The following is a 24,085-nucleotide window of genomic DNA, read 5'->3' on the forward strand; positions in this document are numbered from 1 at the left end:
ATGTTTAATAGTAGTTCACTTATAATATACCCCTTACTATTAAATAATACAAGGTAGTGATTAAAAATCTTTGTCAGCTTGGTGACTTTTGTGAAGTTAACTTAAAGAAATGAATAAAAAAAGATGAATTCCACCTTCTCTAGTGAAATTCATCTTCTATCATTCATTAATGTATTGATGATTTAGCCTTTTACTTTTTCAGGCCATACTTCTTCCGCAATACTTTTGACTAAACGAATTTTAGCCCATTGTTGTGCTTCAGTTAAGTTATTACCTTCTTCTGTTGATGCGAAGCCGCATTGTGTACTTAAAGCTAAACGGTCTAACGGGATATATTGTGACGCTTCTTTAATACGTTTTATGACTTCATCTATATCTTCTAATTCACCATCTTTAGAAGTAATGAGACCTAATACGACTTGTTTATCATCTGATACGTATTGAAGCGGTTCAAATCCACCTGAACGATCACTATCGTATTCTAAAAGATAAGCATCTACATTTTCTTGGTCGAACAATGGTGTTGCGACACTGTCATATGCGCCTGATGCGAACCATGTTGAACGGTAATTACCACGACAAATATGAGTTTGAACACGCAAGTCTTTAGGTAAACGTTCAATTGCGCGGTTATTCACGTCTTTGAATAATTGTTTTAAGCGTTCTTTTTCTTGTTGGTCACCGTTTTTACCGTTAATTTCAGTTTGGTCTCCGACTAAACGCCCCCATGTTGTATCGTCAAATTGAATCGTTTTGAGACCCGCTTCATATAAATCTTCAATCACTGTTTGATATGCATCCGCAATAGCATCAATTAATGCGTCATCTGTTTCGTAATATTTGCGTGTTGCTTCAATATTTTCTTTTCGTGTCAGCTCTGAGAAGAGTCTGGCAGGTGCTGGTACAGTTTGACGTGCCTCGATACCTTCTGGTGTATGAGCTAATAAGAATTTGAAGTCTGCCACAAACGGATGATTGTCTCCTGAAATCGGGCCTGATAAACGTGCTGTTTCAATACGAGATTGAACCGCATCGAACTCAAATCCGCCTTCATCTTTAACTGTTTCTACACCATTCAATCCCCAGAAGAAATCTAAATGCCACCAGCTTCTACGAAATTCTCCATCTGTAATAGATTTCAAACCATTCTCTACTTGCTTCTCAATCAATGTTTTAATCTCACGGTCTTCTACTTCTCTTAAGGCAGCTTGATCGATTTCTCCTTTTTCGAACGCTGCACGCGCTTCTTTTAATGCCTCTGGTCTTAAGAAACTTCCTACAATATCATAACGTAATAATTCACTCATCTTAACTTCCCCCTATGTTTATGTTCTTATTTCAAATAATAAAAAAGCCCCCATAAAGCCTATCTAAAGCTTTACAGGGGCGTAGAATTCGATTCTGCGCGGTACCACCCAGTTTCAAGAAGTCCATACTTCTCCTCAACAGTACTATCATACTCGAGCAGTGGTAACGTTTGCTAACACGTGCCAACTTAATGATTCAGCTGACAGATTCAGAGTCCATTTTCGATATTGTCGAATTACTTTTTCACACCAACCAAAAGCTCTCTGTTAATTCTTCAATATGTACTTTACTCATCATAATCAATTAATATTATTTGAATTAATCCTAGTCTATAGTTAAAAGAATATTCTGTCAATAAGAAAATTCACACTAAAAATTAAATCGACGTGAAATCTAATTTTTTTCTCCAGTTTAATTCATTCATAATTGTAATTTCGTGCCGTATTAATAACGCTGTACAGACACCCTCGCCTGATTTCAAGTCACCACTGAATGTCCCATCATAAATTTCAGAGGTTCCACAAGAAGGACTTTTCGACTTTAGAATCATTGCCGTACATTGATGTGCTTGTAGCAATTCCAATGTCTTTAATGCACCTTCTTTAAATGCCTCCGTAACATCTTCACCTGTCGTCGCAATGACTTTAGCACGACCTGACCACACATCAAAGCCATCCCCGCCAACAATTTCAGCTGCTGGTCTCGGTGTAGTCAAACCGCCTAATACTTCAGGACATAGCGCTATCGCTTTATCCTCTTGAACAAGTTGGCGTAATGTATCATTCAATTTATGACTGCCGTCGTAACGTACATTCTCTCCAATTAAACACGCACTGATTGCGATCATGAACTTCTCTTCTTTCTTACTTTTCTTCTAGCCAATCTTTAATCACTTCCAATGGAACCATTTGTCTGATTGTTGCCTCAATATCATGAATTTGGGCTTTTCTTCCCATACTGCTAGCCATATTCATTGGTTCATAATTCTCCCATTGTTCCAGCTCTTGCATTTTCTCTTTGATTTGTTGTTTAGCGAATGTTGTCATTTTATTTACCACCTTTTTCTCATTTTGGATAAATAAAATAGCCCTCCTTGCAAGAAGAAGCGCTTCACGTACGTCTTCTTATCTTTCAAGTTACCTTGTTGGATTTAGCACGTCACCTTGCGGTTGTTGCTGGAGCTTCACAGGGCCAAGTCCCTCCACTCACTCTTAATAAGAACTATTTTATTTATTACTATCATACCGTATTAACTTATTTTTTCAACTTATTTGATAAACTTTATTGATTTAAACCAACATAATAAAACACTGAAATATCGTTTATTCCAGTGTTTTGATTTCTTATAAGTCAGTCATATCCTCACTTTTAATATCGTCTTCAGATGACTTCTTATCAGATGATTTATTATCAGATGATTTCTTGTCTTTAATATTAATTTTGATTGAACCGATGTTTGGATCCTCGTAGTTCTCTTGATCTTTCGCTTTTAATAACACAGGTGACTCTAAATCATTTAACTTGTACGTTTCAATAGATGAAATTGTACTTCCTTTTTTAATATTATCTTCACCTTTATCTCTTTCACTATCATAAGTTTCTCCTCTTACATGACCGTAATCTAAGCGCTTTTCTGAATCTTTACTATCTTGATACGCTTCAAACACTTTCAAATAAGACCTAGTTGGTTTAACTTCATTGTCATCTTTACTGTTATTCGTCACTTCATATTTTACAACTAAAACATCATCATCTTGATATTCTGTTGTCCCCTTAGGCACAATTTCTGTACCCACAATTTTCACCTTTACCCCTTTGATTTCAACTGCGTTATCTTTAATTTTAGGTTTTTCTTTTGTTTTTGCTTGTTTCGCATCTAAACTAGATGTCTCCTCTTTCTCCGACTCCTCTTTTTTGTCACCACAAGCCGCTAAAATTAATACTGATGCACTTAATAAACATAATAGCCTCTTCATGATATCCCCCCCATTTGTTTAATGTGTTGCATTATTATAAATCATTATACACAAATTTCATAAAATAGTTAACTTTATGCAGAAGAATATTTTAGTTCTATTCTTTATACATTCTTTAACATTTACTATATTTTTTCGATGATAAATTTCATTGATAATACACTTCAGCAAAATAGTTGGTATTGTATCTCTTACTTAAATTGATAATTTGAATTCATTTTTAGAATGTGCGAATAAAATAATTCTAATCCTGTTTCAATTTCAGGAACGTTTCTCCTACTTTAGTCACTTCATACGAATGTCATCATAGTCTAAAGAAAGTACGTCCAAGCTATCGATTTCATTTATATGATACACTGCAGTTATATGCATTAAAGGGGGAAAATTAAATATGGGGTACATTTATACTTATGAGGATAAGGTGCATCCTTCTTGGATTGATCATAATCAACATTTACATGATGCACAGTATTTTTCAATTTTCAGTGATGCGGTCGTCGGTTTCTTTGCGAAAATGGGGTTCTCGATTGATTACCGACAAAAACATGACACAACAATTTTTAATTTAGAAGCACATATCACTTACTTAAAAGAAATGTTGCTAGATGAAACGTTTACGGTAGAAGTTTATGTTTATGACTATGACCACAAACGTGTACATTTCTTTTTAAAGATGTTTAATCAAGATCAAGTCCCGACTGCAACGTATGAGGTTATCATGATGGCTATTGATAACCAACAACGTCGCAGCAGTGCTTTTCCAGATTTTGTTTTTGATAACATCAAAACATATTATGAGGAACAAGGGGAATTTGAAACACCGAAACAACTCGGTCATGCAATTGGTATTCCTAGAAAATAAAAAGAAGGCAAGTGTCCTGTTTAGGTGCACTTGCCTTTCTTTATGTCTTGTATTAATTGAAGACCATACCGCCATCAATAATTAAAGCTTGGCCAGTCATATAATCACTATCTGGTCCTGCAAGATAAGATACACATGCTGCTACATCTGAAGGTTCTGATAAACGTTTTAATGCGATATTTTTAGAGAATTGTTCCATACCCCATTCATATGGTTTACCTGCTTCATCAGCTGTTTTTTGTGCGATATCTTCCATCATCGGTGTTTTAACGATACCTGGGCAATACGCATTCACAGTAATACCTTTATCAGCTAAGTCACGTGCTGCAGTTTGTGTAATACCACGGATTGCGAATTTAGTTGCGCCATATAATGCAAGTCCTGGGTTTCCGACTTGTCCTGCTTGAGAAGAAGCGTTAATAATTTTACCACCGTGACCAAATGATTCAAAAGCTTCAACCGCTGCTTGAATGCCCCAGAAAATTGCGCCGACGTTTACATCGAAAACTTTGCGATATTGATCATACGTAATTGTATCAAGTGGTGTTTGTGGTCCTAATCCAGCGTTATTAACAATCACATTGAAATCTCCGAAGTGATCTTTCACTGTGTTGACTGCTTGGAAGACTTGATCACGATCTGATACATCTACTTTAACCGCAAGCGCTTCATAACCTTCATCACGTAAGCTTTGTGCAACCGCTTCTGCAGTTATTTCATTAAAATCTGCCACCCCTACTTTAAAACCGTCTTTTGCGAGTCTGCGACAAATTGCTTCTCCGATACCTTGTCCGCCGCCTGTCACCATTGCTACTTTGCCTTTTACTTCTGCCATGTTGTTCGACTCTCCTTGTTGTTCCATATATTATTGTACACTTCTATTTTAATTCAATTTCAGAATAATCGCAAAACTTAACCATGATATTATCCACCAAAAAAGCACACACAATTTAAGGTTTGTGTGTGCTCGGAATATTAAATAATTTGTTTGTCTTCTAAATAGTTTAGAATCTGTTGAACCGCTTCTTCCACAGAAGTTGTCTCTGTATCCACGACAATTTCCGCATGTTCTGGCGCTTCATATGGCGCATCAATACCAGTAAAGTTCTTAATTTCTCCTGCACGTGCTTTTTTATACAACTGTTTCGGGTCACGCTGCTCACACGTTTCAACACTGGCTTTCGCATATACCTCGATAAATTCGCCATCTTCTAAAATTTCACGGACACGATCACGATCTTCACGATAAGGTGAGATGAACGCCGTTAATGTAATCAGTCCTGCATCTGCTAATAATTTACTGACTTCACCGATACGACGGATATTTTCTTTACGGTCTTCTGGACTGAAACCGAGATTATTATTTAAACCATGACGGATATTATCTCCATCTAAACGATACGCATGAATACGACGTTCAAATAATGCTTTTTCTAAAGCAACACTGATGGTAGACTTACCTGAACCGGATAAACCAGTAAACCACAGGACTACACTCTTATGGCCATTTTGAGCTTGACGTTCTGTTTTCGTTACTTCTGAATCATGCCATGTAATATTTTGAGATTTTGTCATCGTTACGCCTCCTCATTTTGTTCTCTATGTCTGCGTAAACCGCGAATTAACACTTCAGCGACTTCAGGACGTGAGAATTCTTTCGGTAAAGATTCTCCATTACGTAATTTTTCACGGACTTTTGTCCCGCTTAAATGCACATGATGTTCTGCACCATGCGGGCACGTTTTCGCTGTCGCCATATTACCGCACTTCGTGCAATAGAAAGCATGTTCAAATTTTAAAATATGAATACCCAACTCTTCTTGATATTTCGTAATCAACTCTTGCGCTTCATATGTACCATAATAGTCACCTACACCTGCATGGTCACGTCCTACAATGAAATGTGTACAACCATAGTTTTGGCGCACAATCGCATGTAAAATCGCTTCACGCGGTCCTGCATAACGCATCGCAGCTGGATAAATCGCTAAGCGTGCACGATCTTCTGGATAATAGTGTTTTAAAATCACTTGGTAACTTTCCATACGAACATCCGCTGGGATATCATCAGACTTTGTTTCCCCTACTAATGGATTCAATAAGAGACCATCAACTGTTTCTAACGCACTTTTTTGGATATACTCATGTGCACGATGTACTGGGTTACGTGTTTGGAAACCTACGACTGTTTTCCATCCCAAATCATGGAACATTTGACGTACTTCAATCGGATCTAATTCAAATTCTTCAAACTCACTATGGTCTGGACGATTTACTAATTGAATCGGACCTGCTAGATACACATTACCTTTGTCATATACTTTTTTGACGCCTGGATGAGCTTCTTCTGTCGTTCCATAAACATTTTGTGCTTCTTTTTCTTTATCATACGTATATTTTTCTTCTAAAGTTAAGACACCGTATAACTGTTGATCTTCTCCATAAAGCGCAATCTGTTCTCCAATTTCATATTGGTCCGCTTCTGCTTCATTAACTGGTAAAGTAATTGGAATACTCCATAACGTTCCATCTGCAAGATGTAAGTTTTCAACGACGTTTTGATAGTCCGCTTCTCCCATAAATCCTGTTAATGGACTGAAACCGCCAATTGCGATTAATTCTAAGTCGGATAAACTCCATGCGTTTAACGTTAATGTTTTAAAAGCTTCTGCTGCTTCAATTAATGCTTCACGTTCTGCTCCTTCAAGTTGACGATTAATTAACTTACCACCATGCGGTGTGTTCGTATGTTCTAAAATTTGTGTTGTTGTAGCCATTTAACTCATCTCCTCTTATTGTTTTACTCTTCCTACTTTATTTGCTTCTTTTTTGTGAAAAAAGTTCGATAATTTACCTTCTTTGCGCAAAATGACAAACAATAATGCAAACCAACCAATAACCACTGCGACTCTTACGAAAGCAATCGCTTCACCCGGTGCACCAAATGCGTTCAACAAAGTATTGCTGTTGGTAAAGATAATCAAACCGCCGACAAAAATGCCTAAGACATTTACTGGGATAATCTTAACGAGCCATGCCGCAAATGGTGCAGCCGCAACGCCGCCGACACTTAATGCCAGAACCAATCCCCAATTAATTAAATGAAGGGGTAAGAAAATCAAGAAACTGATAGACGCTGCAATCGTTACGAAAAACTCACTGATAGATACACTGCCGATAACATGACGAACATTGATATCACGACGTGCAAGTAATGCAGAAGTATTGACTGGTCCCCAGCCGCCTCCACCGATAGCTGTTAAAAATCCAGCAGTCGCACCAAGCGGAAACATAAATTTATTACTCAACTCTGACCCTCTTGTCAGCTTTTTAGTTTGTCCGCGTTTAAACGCAAATTGAACTAAAATATAAATACCGATGGTAATCAGGAACAAAGCAACGACAGGCTTAACTAAACCTGCATGCAGATGGCTGACTGCCGCTGCACCAATGAAAGCTGCCATCGATCCCGGCACCGCTAATTTCAGTATTAAACGCTTATCTGCGTTAGAGAATGACATGTGCGAAACACCTGATGCTGCTGTTGTCGCAATTTCAGAAAAATGGATTGTCGCTGATACAATGGCTGGTGCTAAACCAAGCGATAACAAAATCGATGATGATGTTACGCCGAAGCCCATGCCGAGGGAACCGTCAACCAATTGTGCAAAAAACCCTACGAAGGCAATAATTAATAGTTTTTTCATTGTCTTTGCTCCTTTCTTTCAATAATCAAGTTTTGATTGTTAGAATTTTCATATTATTTATGTTGTGTAGCACACAGATGATACTATTCTTATCAGTTTACAAGGAATTAAAGTTAAAAAAATGAACTTAATATGTCTTCCTTGCCGGTATGACACATTTATTGATGCGCTGCTGCTTGGGCTGAAACAGATTCAAACCAGCTGATTTTCTCACGTAATTGTACGACTTCACCGATTACAATCATCGATGGATTTTTAAAATCTTTTGCGCCATCAACAATGGTTTCTAAAGTACCGACTGCAGTTTGTTGAACTCCGCTTGTTCCTTGATAAACCAATGCGGCAGGTGTATCTTTCGGTCTGCCATGTTGCACTAACAAGCGACAGATTTCAGGTAACCTGCTGACACCCATGTAAATACACAGTGTTTCAGGACCTAATGCTAAATGTTTCCAATAATCTTCTTTTAACGTTTTTTCTTTATTAACACCTGTCACAAATGCGACAGAAGAACTATAGTCTCGATGTGTAACTGGGATGCCTGCATAAGCAGGTGCGGCGATACCTGAGGTAATACCAGGTACAATTTCAAAAGCGATGTGATGTTCTGCCAGAACTTCCGCTTCTTCTCCACCTCTACCGAACAAGAAAGGATCTCCGCCTTTTAATCTTGTTACAGTATGACCTTTACGTGCGAAACTCACCATTAATGCATTGATTTCTACTTGAGGAATTGATAAACCACTCGGGTCTTTCCCACAATAAATCAATCTTGTATTCGGCTTTGCATATTGCAATAAGGCCTTATTAACGAGGCGATCATATAGAATCACATTGGCTTGTTCTATAGCTTTGACACCTTTTACTGTGATTAAATCCGGATCTCCGGGACCTGCGCCTACGATATATACTTTTCCCATTCGATCACCTCTTTGTTTTATTTAAATAGATGTTGAGCATTACTAGAGAAAGGACGTATCCAAGTGCGTAGATACGTCACTTTCTGAGGTAATGCTTACTGCTTATCTGAAGTCACGACCATCTGTAACTTTTTCTACAATACCTTTACGTACTACAAAGTCACCGAAGTGTTCCCCTGTTTCACGCTCTTTACTGTATTGTTCTAAAATTGGACGTAAGCTTTCTAAAATTTCCGCTTCTCCGATATTTTCTTTATATAATTTATTCAAACGTTCACCGATAAAGCTGCCGCCTAAATAGAAATTATATTTACCAGGTGCTTTACCAATAAAAGCAATTTCAGCTAATGCAGGACGTGCACAGCCGTTCGGGCAACCTGTCATACGAATCGTGATTTCTTCTTCTCGTAAACCAAATTCATCTAAAATGTCTTCAATTTTAGTCACTAAAGAAGGTAAATAACGTTCTGACTCTGCCATCGCAAGCCCGCAAGTCGGAAAGGCCACACAAGCCATAGAGTTACGACGTAAACCACTGTAATTTTTGCCGTCTGTTAAACCATACTCTTCGATAATCGCATCAATAGCGGCTTTATCTTCTTTCTCAACATTCGCAAAAATCAGGTTTTGGTTCGGTGTCATGCGAATTTCACCTTTATGTGTTTGCGCTAATTTCTTAATCGCTGTTTTCAACTTAAAGTCTTCTGTATCTTTAATACGACCATTTTGAATGAATAATGTATAGTGATACTTACCTGAACCTTCAACCCAACCTAAACGGTCACCGTTACTGTCAAATTCAAATGGTTTCGCATCTTCGATTTCCCAGCCTAAACGACGATTTAATTCTTCACGAATCCAATCCACGCCTTTACGTTCCACTGTATATTTGAAACGCGCTTGTTGACGGTCTGCACGGTCACCGAAATCACGTTGAATCGTTAAGATTTTCTCACAAACTTCCGGTGCTGTTTCTTTAGGAATATAACCTAATACTTTACCGACTTGAGGATGTGTTCTTAAATCATCATGCTTACTGCCCATACCGCCGCCGACAGTTACTGTGAAGCCGGTTAATTCATCATTTTCAACGATACCGATTAAGCCGATATCTTGTGAATAGACATCAATATCGTTAGAAGGTGGTAACGCAATACCGATTTTAAATTTACGTGGCAAGTATGTTTTACCGTACATAGGTTCATGATCTTCTTGTTTAGAATCGATGATTTTTTCACCGTCTAACCAAATTTCATGGTACGCTGTCGTCTTCGGTAATAAATGTCCGCTGATTTTATCCGCATAATCATTTATTTCACTATACACATCAGATTGGTAGGAATTAGGGTTGCACATGACATTACGATTGACGTCACCGCACGCTGCGATTGAATCAAGTACAGCTGCGTTAATCGCTTGCATTGATTTTTTTAAGTTGCGTTTTAAAATCCCATGATACTGTACGGTTTGACGTGTGGTTAAACGAATTTGTTCACCTGCATAATCATCTGCCAATTGATCTAGCTTCAACCATTGATCCGTGGAAACACGGCCTCCAGGGATACGTACACGAATCATAAATGCGTAAAGAGGTTCTAATTTTTGTTTGCGTCGTTCTTGACGTAAGTCACGGTCATCTTGCATATAGCTGCCGTGGAATTTTAATAACTTGGTATCATCATCAGCGATTGCACCAGTCACAGGGTCTTTTAAACCCTGTGCAATGGTACCGCGCAAATAATTGCTTTCGCCTTTATTACGTTCTAAATCATCTAAGCCTTTATATAAATCATTGTTATTCTCAGCCATAATTTGCCTCCTCAAAAATTAATACACGTCACGTTGATAGCGTTTTTCTTTTTTCAATTCTGATAGGTACTCTTCTGATTCTTCTTCAGATAAGCCGCCTTCTTTTTCCAATACATGAATGATGGCTTGATGTACATCTTTCGCCATGTGTTTTTCATCGCCGCAGACATAAATTGCTGCGCCATTTCTTAACCATTCATAAAATTCTGCACTGTTTTCATCGATTAAATGCTGAACATAACGTTTTTCTTCTTGATCACGTGAAAAGGCTAAATCTACTTTTTCTAACACACCGCTCTTCAACCAATCTTGAATTTCGGTTTGGTATAAGAAGTCTGTTGTAAAGTGTGGGTTACCAAAGAACAACCATGTGTTACCTGTTAAATCCAATTCTTCTCGTTCTTGTAAGACACTGCGGAATGGAGCGATACCTGTACCTGGTCCAATCATGATGACTGGTGTGTTCTCATCGAATGGGAATTTAAAGTTAGGATTTTTCTTCAAGTATACTTTTAATTTATCGCCCGGCTCTACACGTTCTGCGAGTTGTACACTGCAGACACCTGAGCGTTTACGATTATGTGCTTCATAACGTACTGCACATACTGTAATGTGTACTTCATCTTCATTTGCTTTATGACTGCTTGAAATAGAGTAACTGCGTGCAGGGATTTTTCTTAAGACTTGATGTAATTGGTTCGGTTGTAGTGACTCTGTAGGGAAATCATTCAATAAGTCTATTAAGTCACGACCGTAGATATAATCTTTCACCCATTCACTATCAGAGGCTCTATCTAATAAGTCTTCATTATCAAAGAGCTGTGCTGCACTTTCGATTAATGGTTTCGTTAATTTTGTGATTTCAAAGTATGACGTCAATGCTTCTTCTAGCGACATTTTGTCACCTTGTGTATTCACAGTAATATCTTTTTCTGCCACCCAATCTTGCATATCGATAATTTCATCCACAAGTTCTGGGTCATTTTCAGGTAAGATATTAATGGAATCGCCTGGTGCGTAGTCATCGCCATAACCTTCTAATGATAATTCAAGGTGGCGAACTTCTTTATCAGAACCGCGACCAGTTAAATTAATATTTTCTAAGACTTCTGCTTCGTAAGGAAATGTTCTTGAGTAAATGGGTCCAGAAGCATCTTCAACAGGTGCATCTTGTGCCTCTTGAACCACTTGCTTTACTTCTTGATCGCCTAACTCATTAATAATGTTTTCAACCCATTCATTTGCGAGTTCTTCAAAGTCAATATCACAATCGACACGCGGTAAAATACGGTCAGCGCCTAACTCTTCTAAGCGTGCATCAAAGTCTTTACCTGTTTGACAGAAGAACTCATAAGATTGGTCACCTAAAGCAAGTACTGAGAAGCGTGCGCCTTCTAATTTAGGTGCTTTACGTCCGTATAAGAATTCATAGAAAGATAATGCGTTATCCGGTGGATCGCCTTCACCGTGTGTTGACGTTACGATAAGTAGGTCTTCAACATTTTTTAAATCTTTCGTTTTATATTGGTCCATTTCAGTTAATGTGGCATCAAAATCGTTTTCTTTTAATTTACTTTCGAGTAATTCTGCCACCCACTGTGCGTTACCAGATTCAGAACCAAATAATACAGTGACTTTGCGTGGTTCTACAGCTTGTTGTTGCGCTGGTGCTGCTGGTGCCTGCGTTGCTGCTGCGCTAGAAGCAGGTGCTTGTGTTGCTGTGCCATCTTGGAGATGTGCCGTTAAATAACCGCTAAGCCAGAGCTTCTGGTCATTTGATAATGTTGATAACGCTTGATTAATGAGTTGTGCCTGTTCATCGTTGAACGGACTATTTGTTGCTGATAAATTCAAGTGTCTTCCCCCCATATGATAGATTTTATCCTTAGTTTTTTAGTAGGAATTGAAACTAAAAAAATATCTACACTTAATTCAAGTATAGTCATTGTGCTTTCAAAATTCCAACACATCCACTAGGAATTATATACAAAAAAATTAATTGTAACTTTCAAATTAAGATTTACGTCCGATGTGCAAACCACATTCAGTTTTCATGTTGTTTTGCCATCTGCCTTCTCTAGAGTCGCCGCCTTCAAAAACAGGTGAAGTACATGGTGCGCATCCGATGCTTGGATAGTTCTGATCATGTAAAGCATTATAAGGTAAATCATTCGATTTAATATAATCCCATACATCATCCCAAGTCCAATGGATTAACGGACAAACTTTAATAGATTCAAAACGGTCGTCTTTATTCACAAAGTTTGTGTTGCGTCTTGTTGGAGATTGTTCACGTCTCAATCCTGATACCCAAGCTGTTTGGCCAGTTAATACTTCTTCAAGCGGTTTAACTTTACGGATATAACAACATTGGTTTGGATCTCTACGCCAAAGATTACCGCCATATTCTTGAGCTTGTTGATCAAGTGTTAAATCTGGCTTCTTCATAACAATGTTCAATTTAGGATATTTTGCTTTAACACGGTCGATTAAATCGTACGTTTCATCGAAATGGAGACCCGTGTCTAAAAAGACGATACGTGCGTCTGGTTTCACTTGCGAAATTAAGTTAATCAGAACGATGCCCTCTGCTCCGAAACTGCAAGCATATACAATTTCATCTCCGTAAGTATCATATGCCCATTTCAGAACATGATACGCACCTTTTGTTTCATCTGAAACATCTAATGATTCAAAAGGGTCTGAGGTGAAGTCTGTATAAGTAATTTTAGAAGTCAATAAAATACTCTCCCCTCATAGTATATAGATATAGCACCCTACAATTCAAATTGATACAATGATATTCGAATTGTCAGAAAATAATTATGTATTGAATCTTACCGTTTTCTCTATCCCCTGTCAACAATATTTATAATAATTTCACAAACTTAATAACCTTCTAGCAATATACGTTATTTTATACTATTCACAACCGATTTCTTTAAAATATTTAATGATACTTTAACGCATTACCACGTTATCCAAACAAAAAGAAGAAGAGATTTTCATCCCTTCTTCTTACTTTACAACCTGCACAAAATCTCGATTTGCGGTGATAAAATAACCCGCTTTTGTTTTTAAACGCGGTGTCCCTTTAGAAGAACACACAATTTTATCTATTTCTATCGTGTCATTTAACTTCGGTTGGAATTCTGCTTCAGTTTTAAAGTTACGATCTTCATAAGCTTTACACTTTTTAATGACTTGAATCGTGATTGGCCAGTCTACAATATAATGTTCAGACAGATCACTGTCTAACTGTTCGACAAACTTTTTATTCGCAGTAATCACGTTCCCATCCTCTAATACTAATCGCGGTGTCCCTTTCTTAGAATACTGTATCTCTGATACATTAAACACCTCACCGACTTCCATAGATTGAGCTTGTTCTTGTGTAAATTCAGTATCACCATACACTTTAAACTTCTTAATCGCCCATACTTTCCCTGGGTTTTCTGCATAATATTTAGTAGTATCCACCTCATTAGGTTCAGCTGATGATGCTTGTTCTTGTTGTGTTGAAACGAATTCTACTTTCTGACCTTGACGTTTTAAAGCATGATTTTCCGTAATGCTTGGCAACATCATGTGTACTAAAAATGGTTTGTAGTGATCATAAATAACTTGCAGATTAAAATCGAAATCTACGTTTAATGCATCTGAAGGTATCCAGAGTTGATTGTCTTGCTGCTCAAACATTACTTTCTGCGTAACGGATTCATCAGAAAGCTTCACCAAATTCACTGCGTCGACTTCTGTTGAATCCTCTTTATATAGCGTAATAACCTCATAGAACTGATTATCTTTAAGATGTGTGCCGCTATAGACCGCATAGAAGGGTTCGTATAAGGGTTCAACGGTGTGCAAGTCTTCCGGCAAATGATAATATACTAATCCGTCTGCAATATAATGTGGTGCTCGTATACCTTCGCTTAATAAAGTAATCAACGCTTCTACTTTTTCTTTATCGCTATTTAATAAGCATTCACATACTTTTTCATATTTCGGTTCAGTCAAGTAATCTTTAATATCTAAGTCATGTTGGTCTAAAGTTGAAACTAACTGATCAAAAGCTTCATAGAATTTATTTTTCTCTGCGCTTTTTAAGAAGCGACGATTCATGAATAAGCGTGATAAATAATCCATTTCTACTATTCGACTGATCGCATGTTTGCGTGCAGTCTCCGGGATGTCTAAATCTAATAACTGCTTTAACACTTCTAAATTAAAAGCTGTTTTTTCAAAAATATCTGTTTCACTGACCAATGATTGATTCGCACCATATCGATTCACATGATAGACCACGATATCATTCATAGCGGCTGTTTTAGCGTGCGCAATTACTTCGGTAAAGAACAGCTTATCTTCTCCGTATTTCATCGGTTCAAAATAAAGATGATGATCTTGAATCACTGATTGTTTTATTATTTTTCCAGGTGGACCGACGGCACGAAAGATTTTATCAATTTCGTAAGGCACAAGTCCTTCTTCTTTTGTATAAGCACTAAAGCGCGCAATTTGGCTCACAGACTGGTCCTTATGTTTTAAACTTTGACCGAACACTATATCGCTCTCTGTAGTTAAAGTTTGGTCAAGCAACTTTGGAAAACCTTCTGTATCTAACCAGTCATCTGCATCTAAGAACGTAATATAAGTGCCTTCAGCCGCTTCCATCCCTACATTTCTTGGCTTAGCTGGACTGCCGCTGTTTGCTTCTAACTCTATAACACGCATGTAATCACGCGTTTGTTCAAACTGTTTTAATTGTTCCAATGAGTCATCTGTTGAAACATCGTCAACAAAGATGGCTTCTATCTCATCATGATTCAACTTTAACTCATCAATAGATGATACACATTGTTGTAAAAACTGAGATTTATTATATACAGGAACAATAATCGATAATGCCTTAGACATAACATTCCCCCCTTGGATGTTGTCTCTCATATGTGTAGTTATGTTTACCTATATACCCTTCAGTCAAAAAACTGAACATAAAAAAACACAGCAACCCTATAGAGATTACTGTGTTCTATCGCTTATATCTTTATTAATGATGTGCTACAAATGCCTGATATGACTCTACATTTTGAATGTGTTGTTGAACTGCGTTAATCGCATTCACTAATTCAAAGTCTGGTGCTGTTTGGTTTAATACAGCTTGTGCTTGCGCAACAGTTTGTTTTAGCTGCGCTTCATCTTGATTCATTGAAAGATGACTTTCAGTTAATAAATGGTTTGCCTTTACAATTAGGTTTTGTAGTTCTGCTTTTTTACTTAAGATGTCGGCACTGCCTTTTTCAGTTTGCAAATGCAATTGAAATACCTCATTATAGATAGCTGAAAGTTGATTAATTGCTGTCACAACTTGTGAATCATTATTAGACTTTTGTTGTTTCTTAGCAAAATAAATCGCTTGGTTTAATTTATTCTGGTAGAATGTTGCACCTGATTCTTTCGCCATGTCTTTATAATAGTGACTCGCGTTCAATAAGTTTTTCAAGTTTTCTTTAGGTTGTACGCTGTAATCACGAAATTCGTGTGCGCCGAATTGGGCAGCTTCTGCTTGATATGAAAATACATGTGCACCTGCTGATCCAAGTAATACACTTGCGAGGCCTGTCAGTAAAAATTGTTTAAAATTCATCGTTGTTGTCTCCTTTAATTTACATGCTTTTATTATAAAACAGACATACACTACAATTGAATTAACTAATTATTAACTATAAATTATTTTTTACATATTTTTAGACACTAGCTGTTCACTTTTAACGAGTATCATTCAATAACACAACTCTAGGAGGATTAAGATGACCCCAAAACATATTGTTTCCGCTTCATGTGTGGTCACAAATGATGAGAATAAAATACTTTTAATCAAAAGTCCTTTGCGTGGCTGGGAAATTCCTGGCGGGCAAATTGAAAATGGTGAAACCATTCGAGAGGGTGTCATTCGTGAAGTGAAAGAAGAAGCCGGCGTCACCATCAAACTCACGACATATTGTGGTGTCTTTCAAAATACTGAACACAGTATCATCAATCATTTATTTAAAGGAATCTACATTAACGGCACACTTACGACTAGCGATGAAAGTTTGGAAGTTGGATTCTTTACTTTTGAAGAAGTCATGCAAAAGGTCACTTGGGGGAACTTCACAGAACGCATTCGTTTATGTTTAACAGAAGACGAACAACCCTTCTTAGTATCCTTTTGATATAGAGATACTATAGAATTGATCATAAAACTCAAATACATGTCATTCATAAACTTTACAAAATCCATACATCACCTTTATGCATTTCGAAATATAATGAAGACTAACGCAAAATCTATAAGTTGATGCTAATTTATATAAGGAGTTGCCTATGTCTCATTATTTCACCATTTTTATTGTAGCTTTAAAACTTGGTTTGATGTCCTTTGGTGGACCTACAGCGCATTTAGGTTATTTTTATGATGAATATGTGAAGAAAAGAAAATGGTTGGATGAAAGAGAGTACTCTGACTTAGTCGCGTTATGCCAATTTCTTCCAGGCCCTGCCAGCAGTCAAGTCGGTATCGGTATAGGTACCATCAGAGGTGGTGTATTCGGTGGTATTCTCGCATTTCTAGGATTCACTATGCCTTCAGTGATTGTTTTAATGTTATTTTCAACTTTATTTGTGAATGGGGATACACACTTTACTTGGATGCAAGGATTGAAACTTGTTGCTGTCGCAATTGTGGCACAAGCAATTATTGGTATGGGCAAGAAATTAACTAATACGAAAACAACCATCGCATTGGCTATGTTTGTGTTAGCACTCTCATTATTGATCAATAGTATTTATATTCAAGTGGTTGCGCTGGCTATAACTGGCTTATATGGTGTCTTATTCCTTAAGCCTACATCAACGCCAGACGCTGATTCTAAAGTGTTCTATTTACCTAAAAGATTAGGGATTATCTCTTTATCGTTATTTGTTTCTTTGCTTGTTGTATTGCCTATCTTAAGCGCAACCACTCAAAATATATGGATTAAAATGTTCGACAGTTTCTATCGTTCTGGTTCACTTGTTTTTGGTGGCGGCCACGTCGTGTTGCCACTGTTAGAAAAGGAGTTTGTACCGCAAGGATTGATTTCTTCTGATCAGTTCATTACAGGTTATGCGGCAGCACAAGCTGTGCCTGGCCCATTATTCACTTTTGCGTCTTATATCGGCACAAATATCGGAGGCGTTCTAGGAGGGTTGCTTGCGACATTCGCAATCTTTTTACCTGCCTTTTTACTGTTGTTTGGTGTCTTGCCATTTTGGGATAGTTTTAAGTCCAACCTTTATGCCAGAGGCTTTTTGAAAGGGATCAGCGCAGGTGTGGTTGGTATTTTAATCTCGGCTTTCTACCAACCTATTTGGACTTCTACGGTTAAACAACCTTTAGATTTCACATTCGCAACGATATTATTTGTCTTATTAGCTTATTTCAAACTACCTTCATGGGCAATCGTACTCATTGGAATTGGAATAGGCGTATTGTTCTATTAAAGCTTAATAGTTCGTGTCATTTTTAGCACTAAAAAAACAACACACATCAGGCATGTCCCTTTAGTGTGTTGTTTCTTTATTTCTATGCTTCATTCACTGTTGGATTAGCTTTGTTTTCTATGATTTTAGATTTATAACCCGTCACTTCACTGTTACGGATTGGATAGTTTCTAAATACATATGACATTACCCAACCGACAATGAAACAAATTGCAGCTGCGATGGCTGCGTATTTTAATACGTCGAGTGCTGGGTTGAAACCAAACATAACGAGAATACCTGGTGTCGGTGCTGCTGTACCTGGCGCATCATTGACTAACCCCGAGTAAGCAATGACCATACCAGCTAGTCCTCCACCGATAAAGTTCGTCACATAGATTGGCACTGGATTAGAAGACACTAAGTCTGCTTTTGACAGTGGCTCAATCGCAATAGAAATAACTGATTTCAAGTTACCGATTTTCAAACGATGTAGTAACGTTGTATTCATAAAGCTAGACGCAAACGCTGTTAACGCCGCAACTGCCATTGGTACACCTGTTAAGCCTAACATTGCTGTTAATGCCATAGAACTTAGTGGTGATGTTCCAACAACTGTCACAATACCACCAAGAATCAGACCCATCAGCAATGGACTTGTATTCATCGCCACATCGATAATACCGCCGATTTTCAATAATGAACCATCGACTAGTGGCGTGAACCAAACCCCTAACAATCGTCCAACTGGAATACAGAATAATACTACGATAATAAAGTCCATACCGTTTGTAATTTTCTTTTCAATAAAGCGAATCACAAACGACATCAGATACGCCGCAAACAATGCAGGAATCAGCCCGATTTCCGCAAATGCGACCGCAAGCAACGCTGAGTTTTGTGGATTGATCTTTCTCGATAATGCGACTAGGAATGCGACAATGACCCCACTCAATGTCCCAGCTAGACTACCCGTTTCCTTTAAAAACTTAATATCGAAAATATCTCCCAATACAAACCCTTGCAACGCCTCAACTAAGAATGTTGCGATTGCTGCTGTTGCTAAAGCCCCCATGACTGCACGCCCATCTGGCGCATAATACGTGAACACAGTGAAAAATACTAAAATAAGTAACAATAAACCTGTACCGATTAATATATCTATTTTGCACAGCCCCTTTTTACATGTGTTCATTCAAGCTTATACCTTTTAGCGCACGAAAGCAAATGTTATTTTCATTATAGTATGAATTTTCTAATAATTTTTATAAAGTACTTATTCACGAAATTTCAAAACAACTCGCTAATCCTAGTTATTAACTACGATTTAAAAACATCAACATACACAATATAAGCGCATTTATAATAATAATTCATGAACATAACAGATATAACATAATGTATTCAAAACTTTTTTATTGATATGTGATTTTACGCTTTTCTCAATGCTTTACTGACCTTAACGGTTGATTGTCTATGAATTATAAAGAAAAATCGCACCATAGCTCACGCATTCATAAAAATGAACACTTAATCCATAGCGCGATTATAACAAAAGTTCAAAAACATCATTATTTTTCATAGAGTTACTCTAACCTTCAGTGGTTGTTAAAATTCTCAAAATCAATTAGGAGGCACCTCCATTTTAAGAGGTTTCTAATTTTATTCAATTGATTCATTTGATTATGCTTGGATACTTAAATTTAATCCTTCAGGTGTTTTATATTTTTCTATGTCTTTTTTGGCGTCTACAATATTAAATGCAGTCAATCCATATGTCTTTTCAGCATCTTTTAGCGGTTGGTTCGACTGCCAAGTGTTAATAGCTATATGGTGATGATATTTTTGATCAGATAAAAATAATGCTTGTGGTAATGCAGACGCAACTTGAAATCCTAATTGTAGATAGAATTCACTTGAGGCACTTAAATCATGCGTTTTTAAATGAAGGTGTCCTATTTTCGCATCTGCAGGCATACCTTCCCATTTTGCACCTTTTGCTTCAGTTAAAATACGTGTGACTTCTAGTTGTAACGTATCCATTACTACTAGTTCATTTTGCCATTGCCATAACTCAAATGGACGATCGGTATAAACTTCTATACCATTACCTTCTAAGTCATTAAAATAAATCGCTTCGCTGACGAGATGATCTCCCCCAGCAATCGGTATCTTTTCATCTGAAAGGTGTTTAATGAGCGCTCCAAGTTGCTTAACATCACTTAATAGAAACGCGATATGGAATAATCCTGCTTCTGTCTTACTCGCAAAGCGTCCATTATCTAGTTGTTTTAAGACAACTTCATGACCATCCGTACCCACTGCTAAAACTGTTTGTGTCGGTGTGGATGAGATAACTTTAAGACCCAGTATGTGATTGTAAAAATCGGTTTGGCGTTTTATATCTGCAACATTTATTTCGATTCGATTAACATGTTTGATTGTTGATTGATGAAAGTTCATAATGTACCTCTCTTTATTTAAGTATAATAATTATACCTGAATAAAGAGAAGTTTGCTTAAAAAGAGCTTAAGATTATCAAACTCCCAAATTGCTTTAAGCCATTTTTCCTTTTATATTTGTCTATAAGGCAATGAAAAAACTCTAACTATCACTGTTAAAAGAGGTTAGACTTAGACTGCTTACACCCAATCCATATGTATTTACTTGACCTTCAGGGGTAACAATCACGTTATTTTCCTATTGGCTAAATAATCGTATTAAAAAGCAACGGCATAGCCAATACACCTAAAAAGAGCCCGGTAACTACTGCGAATAGTTATCAGGATCGGTGTTTATCATGTTAGCATCATATTTGTTACCTAAATTATAATATACACATTCACTTTTGAGAATTCGTGTTGATTTTAAAAGTAAAGTATTCTTAAAAAACCCTCTAACCATTGCGGTTAAAGGGTTTTCGTTTTATATATTCAGACTGGTTACTCCCATTCGATTGTGCTTGGTGGCTTAGAAGTAATGTCATAGACTACTCTGTTGACGTGATCTACTTCGTTAACGATACGACTTGAAATCTTTTGTAAGACTTCCCAGTCGATTCGCGCAAAGTCACTTGTCATACCATCAATTGAAGTTACGGCACGGATACCGATTGTATAGTCATACGTACGGTAATCGCCCATTACACCTACTGAACGCATGCCTGGAAGTACTGTGAAGTATTGCCAGATTTCACGCTCTAAACCTTCTTCACGAATCACTTCTCTTAAGATGGCGTCTGATTCGCGGACGATTTCTAATTTTTCTTCAGTAATTTCACCTAGAACACGGATACCAAGTCCTGGACCTGGGAATGGTTGTCTCCAAACTAAGTGTTCAGGAATACCAAGTTCGATACCTAAAGCACGTACTTCGTCTTTGAATAATGTATTGATAGGTTCAATCAATTCAAATTGCATGTCTTCAGGTAATCCACCTACGTTATGGTGAGATTTGATTGTTTGTGCTGTTTTTGTACCTGATTCAATGACGTCAGTGTAAAGCGTACCTTGAGCAAGGAAGTCTACACCTTTTAGTTTTGATGCTTCATCGTCGAAGACATATACGAATTCGTTACCGATGATTTTACGTTTTTGTTCAGGGTCAGAAACACCTTTTAATTTATCCATGAAGCGATCTTTCGCATTCACACGGATGATGTTCATGTTGAAACCTTCACCGAATTGTTCCATAACCATGTCGCCTTCGCCTTTACGAAGTAAACCGTGGTCTACGAAGATACAAGTTAATTGATCGCCGATTGCTTTATGCAAGAGCACTGCAACAACTGAAGAGTCTACACCGCCGCTCATTGCGCAAAGCACTTTACGGTCTCCAACTTTTTCACGGATTTTTTCAATTTCGACTTCAATGAAGTTTTCCATTGTCCATTCGCCTGTACAATCACATACACGACGCACAAAGTTACGTAAAATGTCATTACCATACTCAGTATGACGCACTTCTGGGTGGAATTGAACACCGTAGATACGACGTTCTTTATCTTCGATTGCTGCGTAAGGCGTGCTTGGACTATCTGCGATAGATTCAAAGCCTTCTGGAATTTCAATCACTTTATCCGAGTGACTCATCCATACTGTTTGTTCTTCTGGTAAACCGAAGAAGATTTCATCAGATTTTGCGTGGATAATTGCTTTACCGTATTCACGTTCATTCGCACGCTCAACTTTTCCACCTAATAATTTTGTTGTTAACTGCATACCGTAACAAATACCAAGTACAGGTACGCCTAAATTAAAGATTTCAGGATCAATTGTGTAAGAACCTTCTTCATAAACTGAGTTTGGTCCGCCTGATAAGATAATACCTTTTGGATTCATATTTTTAATTTCTTCAATTGAAATTTCATGGTCGTGCAACTCACTGTACACACCCATTTCACGAATACGACGTGTAATTAATTGGTTGTATTGGCTACCAAAGTCTAATACAAGAATTAACTCTTGTTCTTTCGCCATTTCCATAAATCAGTTTCTCCTTTTATCTTGAGTAGTTTGGTGATTCTTTTGTGATTTGGATATTGTGTGGGTGGCTTTCTGCTAAACCAGCAGGTCCCATACGTGTAAACATTGCTTCTTCACGTAATTCTTTCAAGTTGTGAGAGCCTGTATAACCCATACCGCTTCTCACGCCGCCCATCAATTGATAGATGTTGTCTTGTAATAAACCTTTATATGCGATACGGCCTTCAATACCTTCTGGAACGTATTTTTTAGGTGTTTTATCTTCTTGGAAGTAACGATCATTTGAACCACTTTCCATTGCACCTAATGAACCCATACCACGGTAAGTTTTATATTGTCTACCTTGGAAGATTTCAGTTTCTCCTGGACTTTCTTCAGTACCCGCAAGCAAGCTGCCTAACATTACTGCGTGACCACCAGCTGCTAATGCTTTTACAACATCACCAGAGTATTTGATACCACCGTCAGCGATAATCGCTTTGCCGTGTTTACGTGCTTCAGTTGCACAGTCATACACTGCAGTAATTTGAGGTACACCTACACCCGCAACAATACGAGTTGTACAAATAGAACCAGGTCCGATACCTACTTTAACAACATCTGCGCCAGCTTCAAATAATGCTTTTGTAGCTTCGCCTGTCGCAACGTTACCAGCGATAACTGTTACTTCTGGATATTTAGCTTTAATGTGTTTAACTTGGTCGATAACACCTTGTGAGTGACCGTGTGCAGTATCGATAACTAATGCATCAACACCTGCTTCAACCAATTTCTCTGCGCGGATGTCAGTATCTTTAGAAATACCGATAGCTGCTGCACATAATAAACGGCCTTGTGCGTCTTTAGCAGCGTTTGGATATTCGTGAACTTTCTCAATATCTTTGATAGTGATAAGTCCTTCTAATTTACCATTTTCAGTTAATGGTAATTTTTCGATTTTGTGTTTTTGTAAGATTTTTTCTGCTTCGTCTAAAGTTGTGCCGACTGGAGCTGTGATTAAGTCTTCTTTTGTCATGACATCTGAAATTCTGATTGAGAAATCTTCAATAAAACGTAAGTCACGGTTTGTGAGAATACCAACGAGGTTGCGGTCTTCTTTATTGTCTACGATCGGTACACCTGAAATGCGGTATTTACCCATTAAGGCTTCAGCTTCATAAACTTTTTCTTCTGGTGTTAAGTAAAATGGATTAGAAATAACACCATTTTCAGAACGTTTAACTTTTTGTACTTCATCAGCTTGATCTTCGATGTTCATGTTTTTATGAACGACACCAAGACCGCCTTGTCTTGCCATAGCAATTGCCATTTTTGACTCAGTTACAGTGTCCATACCAGCTGAGATAACTGGAATTTTCAATTTGATTCTGTCTGATAACTCAACACTTAAATCTACTTCCTTAGGTAATACATCAGACTCCGCTGGAATTAACAGTACATCATCGAACGTCAAAGATTCTTTAGCAAATTTATTTTCCCACATTGAATACAGCCTCCATTATTTGTTTTAATTAC

At 37.5% G+C, this 24,085-nt stretch carries 21 protein-coding genes, 1 pseudogene, 1 riboswitch and 1 other annotated feature; of the genes and pseudogenes, 4 read left to right on the plus strand and 18 right to left on the minus strand.

Annotated features, from left to right (window positions below):
• Positions 1–182 precede the first annotated feature (182 nt).
• The 4 genes from MUA87_RS12140 to MUA87_RS12155 all read right to left on the minus strand — a co-directional run bounded on the left by MUA87_RS12140 (position 183) and on the right by MUA87_RS12155 (position 3,284).
• Complete coding sequence (locus MUA87_RS12140; protein ID WP_002480362.1) at positions 183–1,307, minus strand: 5-methyltetrahydropteroyltriglutamate--homocysteine S-methyltransferase; 1,125 nt, start codon at positions 1,305–1,307, stop codon at positions 183–185.
• 72 nt (positions 1,308–1,379) lie between these two features.
• Positions 1,380–1,614 (minus strand) — a binding site (T-box leader).
• Between the two features lie 70 nt (positions 1,615–1,684).
• On the minus strand, positions 1,685–2,155 hold the full coding sequence (locus MUA87_RS12145; RefSeq protein ID WP_262550937.1) for a 2-thiouracil desulfurase family protein: 471 nt from the start codon (positions 2,153–2,155) through the stop codon (positions 1,685–1,687).
• A gap of 16 nt (positions 2,156–2,171) precedes the next feature.
• A complete protein-coding gene (locus MUA87_RS12150; RefSeq protein WP_023014911.1) occupies positions 2,172–2,354 on the minus strand; it encodes a hypothetical protein in 183 nt (60 codons plus the stop codon).
• Between the two features lie 75 nt (positions 2,355–2,429).
• Positions 2,430–2,529: riboswitch (SAM riboswitch) on the minus strand.
• Between the two features lie 122 nt (positions 2,530–2,651).
• Positions 2,652–3,284 (minus strand): DUF5067 domain-containing protein, encoded by a 633-nt coding sequence (locus MUA87_RS12155; RefSeq protein ID WP_023014910.1) that lies wholly within the window; start codon positions 3,282–3,284, stop codon positions 2,652–2,654.
• A gap of 391 nt (positions 3,285–3,675) precedes the next feature.
• On the opposite strand from MUA87_RS12155, the gene MUA87_RS12160 reads away from it, so the two are divergent.
• Complete coding sequence (locus MUA87_RS12160) at positions 3,676–4,146, plus strand: thioesterase family protein (protein WP_023014909.1); 471 nt, start codon at positions 3,676–3,678, stop codon at positions 4,144–4,146.
• Between the two features lie 52 nt (positions 4,147–4,198).
• On the opposite strand, the gene MUA87_RS12165 is transcribed toward MUA87_RS12160, so the two are convergent.
• The 10 genes from MUA87_RS12165 to MUA87_RS12210 form a co-directional block, all read right to left on the minus strand.
• Complete coding sequence (locus tag MUA87_RS12165; protein WP_070463488.1) at positions 4,199–4,981, minus strand: (S)-acetoin forming diacetyl reductase; 783 nt, start codon at positions 4,979–4,981, stop codon at positions 4,199–4,201.
• 140 nt (positions 4,982–5,121) lie between these two features.
• Entirely contained in the window at positions 5,122–5,721 is a 600-nt protein-coding gene (gene cysC, locus MUA87_RS12170) for an adenylyl-sulfate kinase (protein ID WP_002480356.1), read from the minus strand.
• Between the two features lie 2 nt (positions 5,722–5,723).
• Positions 5,724–6,923 (minus strand): sulfate adenylyltransferase, encoded by a 1,200-nt coding sequence (gene sat, locus MUA87_RS12175; protein WP_002480355.1) that lies wholly within the window; start codon positions 6,921–6,923, stop codon positions 5,724–5,726.
• A gap of 15 nt (positions 6,924–6,938) precedes the next feature.
• Positions 6,939–7,853 carry a sulfite exporter TauE/SafE family protein gene (locus tag MUA87_RS12180; RefSeq protein ID WP_002480354.1) on the minus strand — a complete coding sequence of 305 codons (915 nt, stop codon included), beginning with the start codon at positions 7,851–7,853 and terminating at the stop codon, positions 6,939–6,941.
• Between the two features lie 158 nt (positions 7,854–8,011).
• Positions 8,012–8,773, minus strand: a complete 762-nt coding sequence (gene cobA / locus MUA87_RS12185) for a uroporphyrinogen-III C-methyltransferase (RefSeq protein ID WP_262550942.1) — start codon at positions 8,771–8,773, stop codon at positions 8,012–8,014.
• Between the two features lie 102 nt (positions 8,774–8,875).
• Positions 8,876–10,582, minus strand: a complete 1,707-nt coding sequence (locus tag MUA87_RS12190; protein ID WP_262550944.1) for an NADPH-dependent assimilatory sulfite reductase hemoprotein subunit — start codon at positions 10,580–10,582, stop codon at positions 8,876–8,878.
• An 18-nt stretch (positions 10,583–10,600) separates the two neighbouring features.
• Positions 10,601–12,436: an assimilatory sulfite reductase (NADPH) flavoprotein subunit gene (locus MUA87_RS12195; protein WP_262550945.1), complete on the minus strand. Its 1,836-nt coding sequence runs from the start codon at positions 12,434–12,436 to the stop codon at positions 10,601–10,603.
• A 159-nt stretch (positions 12,437–12,595) separates the two neighbouring features.
• The gene (locus tag MUA87_RS12200) at positions 12,596–13,321 is read right to left on the minus strand and encodes a phosphoadenylyl-sulfate reductase (protein ID WP_002480350.1); all 726 of its coding nucleotides are present in this window, start codon (positions 13,319–13,321) and stop codon (positions 12,596–12,598) included.
• Between the two features lie 279 nt (positions 13,322–13,600).
• Positions 13,601–15,499, minus strand: a complete 1,899-nt coding sequence (locus MUA87_RS12205) for a glycosyltransferase family 2 protein (protein ID WP_262550947.1) — start codon at positions 15,497–15,499, stop codon at positions 13,601–13,603.
• A 133-nt stretch (positions 15,500–15,632) separates the two neighbouring features.
• The gene (locus MUA87_RS12210) at positions 15,633–16,229 is read right to left on the minus strand and encodes a complement inhibitor SCIN family protein (protein ID WP_103363782.1); all 597 of its coding nucleotides are present in this window, start codon (positions 16,227–16,229) and stop codon (positions 15,633–15,635) included.
• A gap of 163 nt (positions 16,230–16,392) precedes the next feature.
• On the opposite strand from MUA87_RS12210, the gene MUA87_RS12215 reads away from it, so the two are divergent.
• On the plus strand, positions 16,393–16,797 hold the full coding sequence (locus tag MUA87_RS12215) for an NUDIX hydrolase (RefSeq protein WP_105978224.1): 405 nt from the start codon (positions 16,393–16,395) through the stop codon (positions 16,795–16,797).
• A gap of 151 nt (positions 16,798–16,948) precedes the next feature.
• On the plus strand, positions 16,949–18,106 hold the full coding sequence (gene chrA / locus MUA87_RS12220; RefSeq protein WP_002480346.1) for a chromate efflux transporter: 1,158 nt from the start codon (positions 16,949–16,951) through the stop codon (positions 18,104–18,106).
• A gap of 82 nt (positions 18,107–18,188) precedes the next feature.
• Here the strand turns inward: chrA and MUA87_RS12225 are convergent, their stop codons facing one another.
• Positions 18,189–19,250: a PTS sugar transporter subunit IIC gene (locus tag MUA87_RS12225; protein WP_031262374.1), complete on the minus strand. Its 1,062-nt coding sequence runs from the start codon at positions 19,248–19,250 to the stop codon at positions 18,189–18,191.
• 518 nt (positions 19,251–19,768) lie between these two features.
• Positions 19,769–20,548 (minus strand): VOC family protein, encoded by a 780-nt coding sequence (locus tag MUA87_RS12230; protein ID WP_105978226.1) that lies wholly within the window; start codon positions 20,546–20,548, stop codon positions 19,769–19,771.
• 212 nt (positions 20,549–20,760) lie between these two features.
• Between MUA87_RS12230 and MUA87_RS12895 the strand changes: the two are divergent.
• Positions 20,761–20,838, plus strand: a pseudogene (locus tag MUA87_RS12895) (type I toxin-antitoxin system Fst family toxin); the annotation flags it as partial.
• A 190-nt stretch (positions 20,839–21,028) separates the two neighbouring features.
• On the opposite strand, the gene guaA reads toward MUA87_RS12895, so the two are convergent.
• Both guaA and guaB read right to left on the minus strand, forming a co-directional pair.
• Positions 21,029–22,570 (minus strand): glutamine-hydrolyzing GMP synthase, encoded by a 1,542-nt coding sequence (guaA, locus tag MUA87_RS12235; RefSeq protein WP_002480343.1) that lies wholly within the window; start codon positions 22,568–22,570, stop codon positions 21,029–21,031.
• A gap of 16 nt (positions 22,571–22,586) precedes the next feature.
• The gene (gene guaB / locus MUA87_RS12240) at positions 22,587–24,053 is read right to left on the minus strand and encodes an IMP dehydrogenase (RefSeq protein ID WP_002480342.1); all 1,467 of its coding nucleotides are present in this window, start codon (positions 24,051–24,053) and stop codon (positions 22,587–22,589) included.
• Positions 24,054–24,085: the final 32 nt, after the last annotated feature.

The organism is Staphylococcus simulans (assembly GCF_025561465.1).
In the GTDB taxonomy this organism is placed as follows: domain Bacteria; phylum Bacillota; class Bacilli; order Staphylococcales; family Staphylococcaceae; genus Staphylococcus; species Staphylococcus simulans.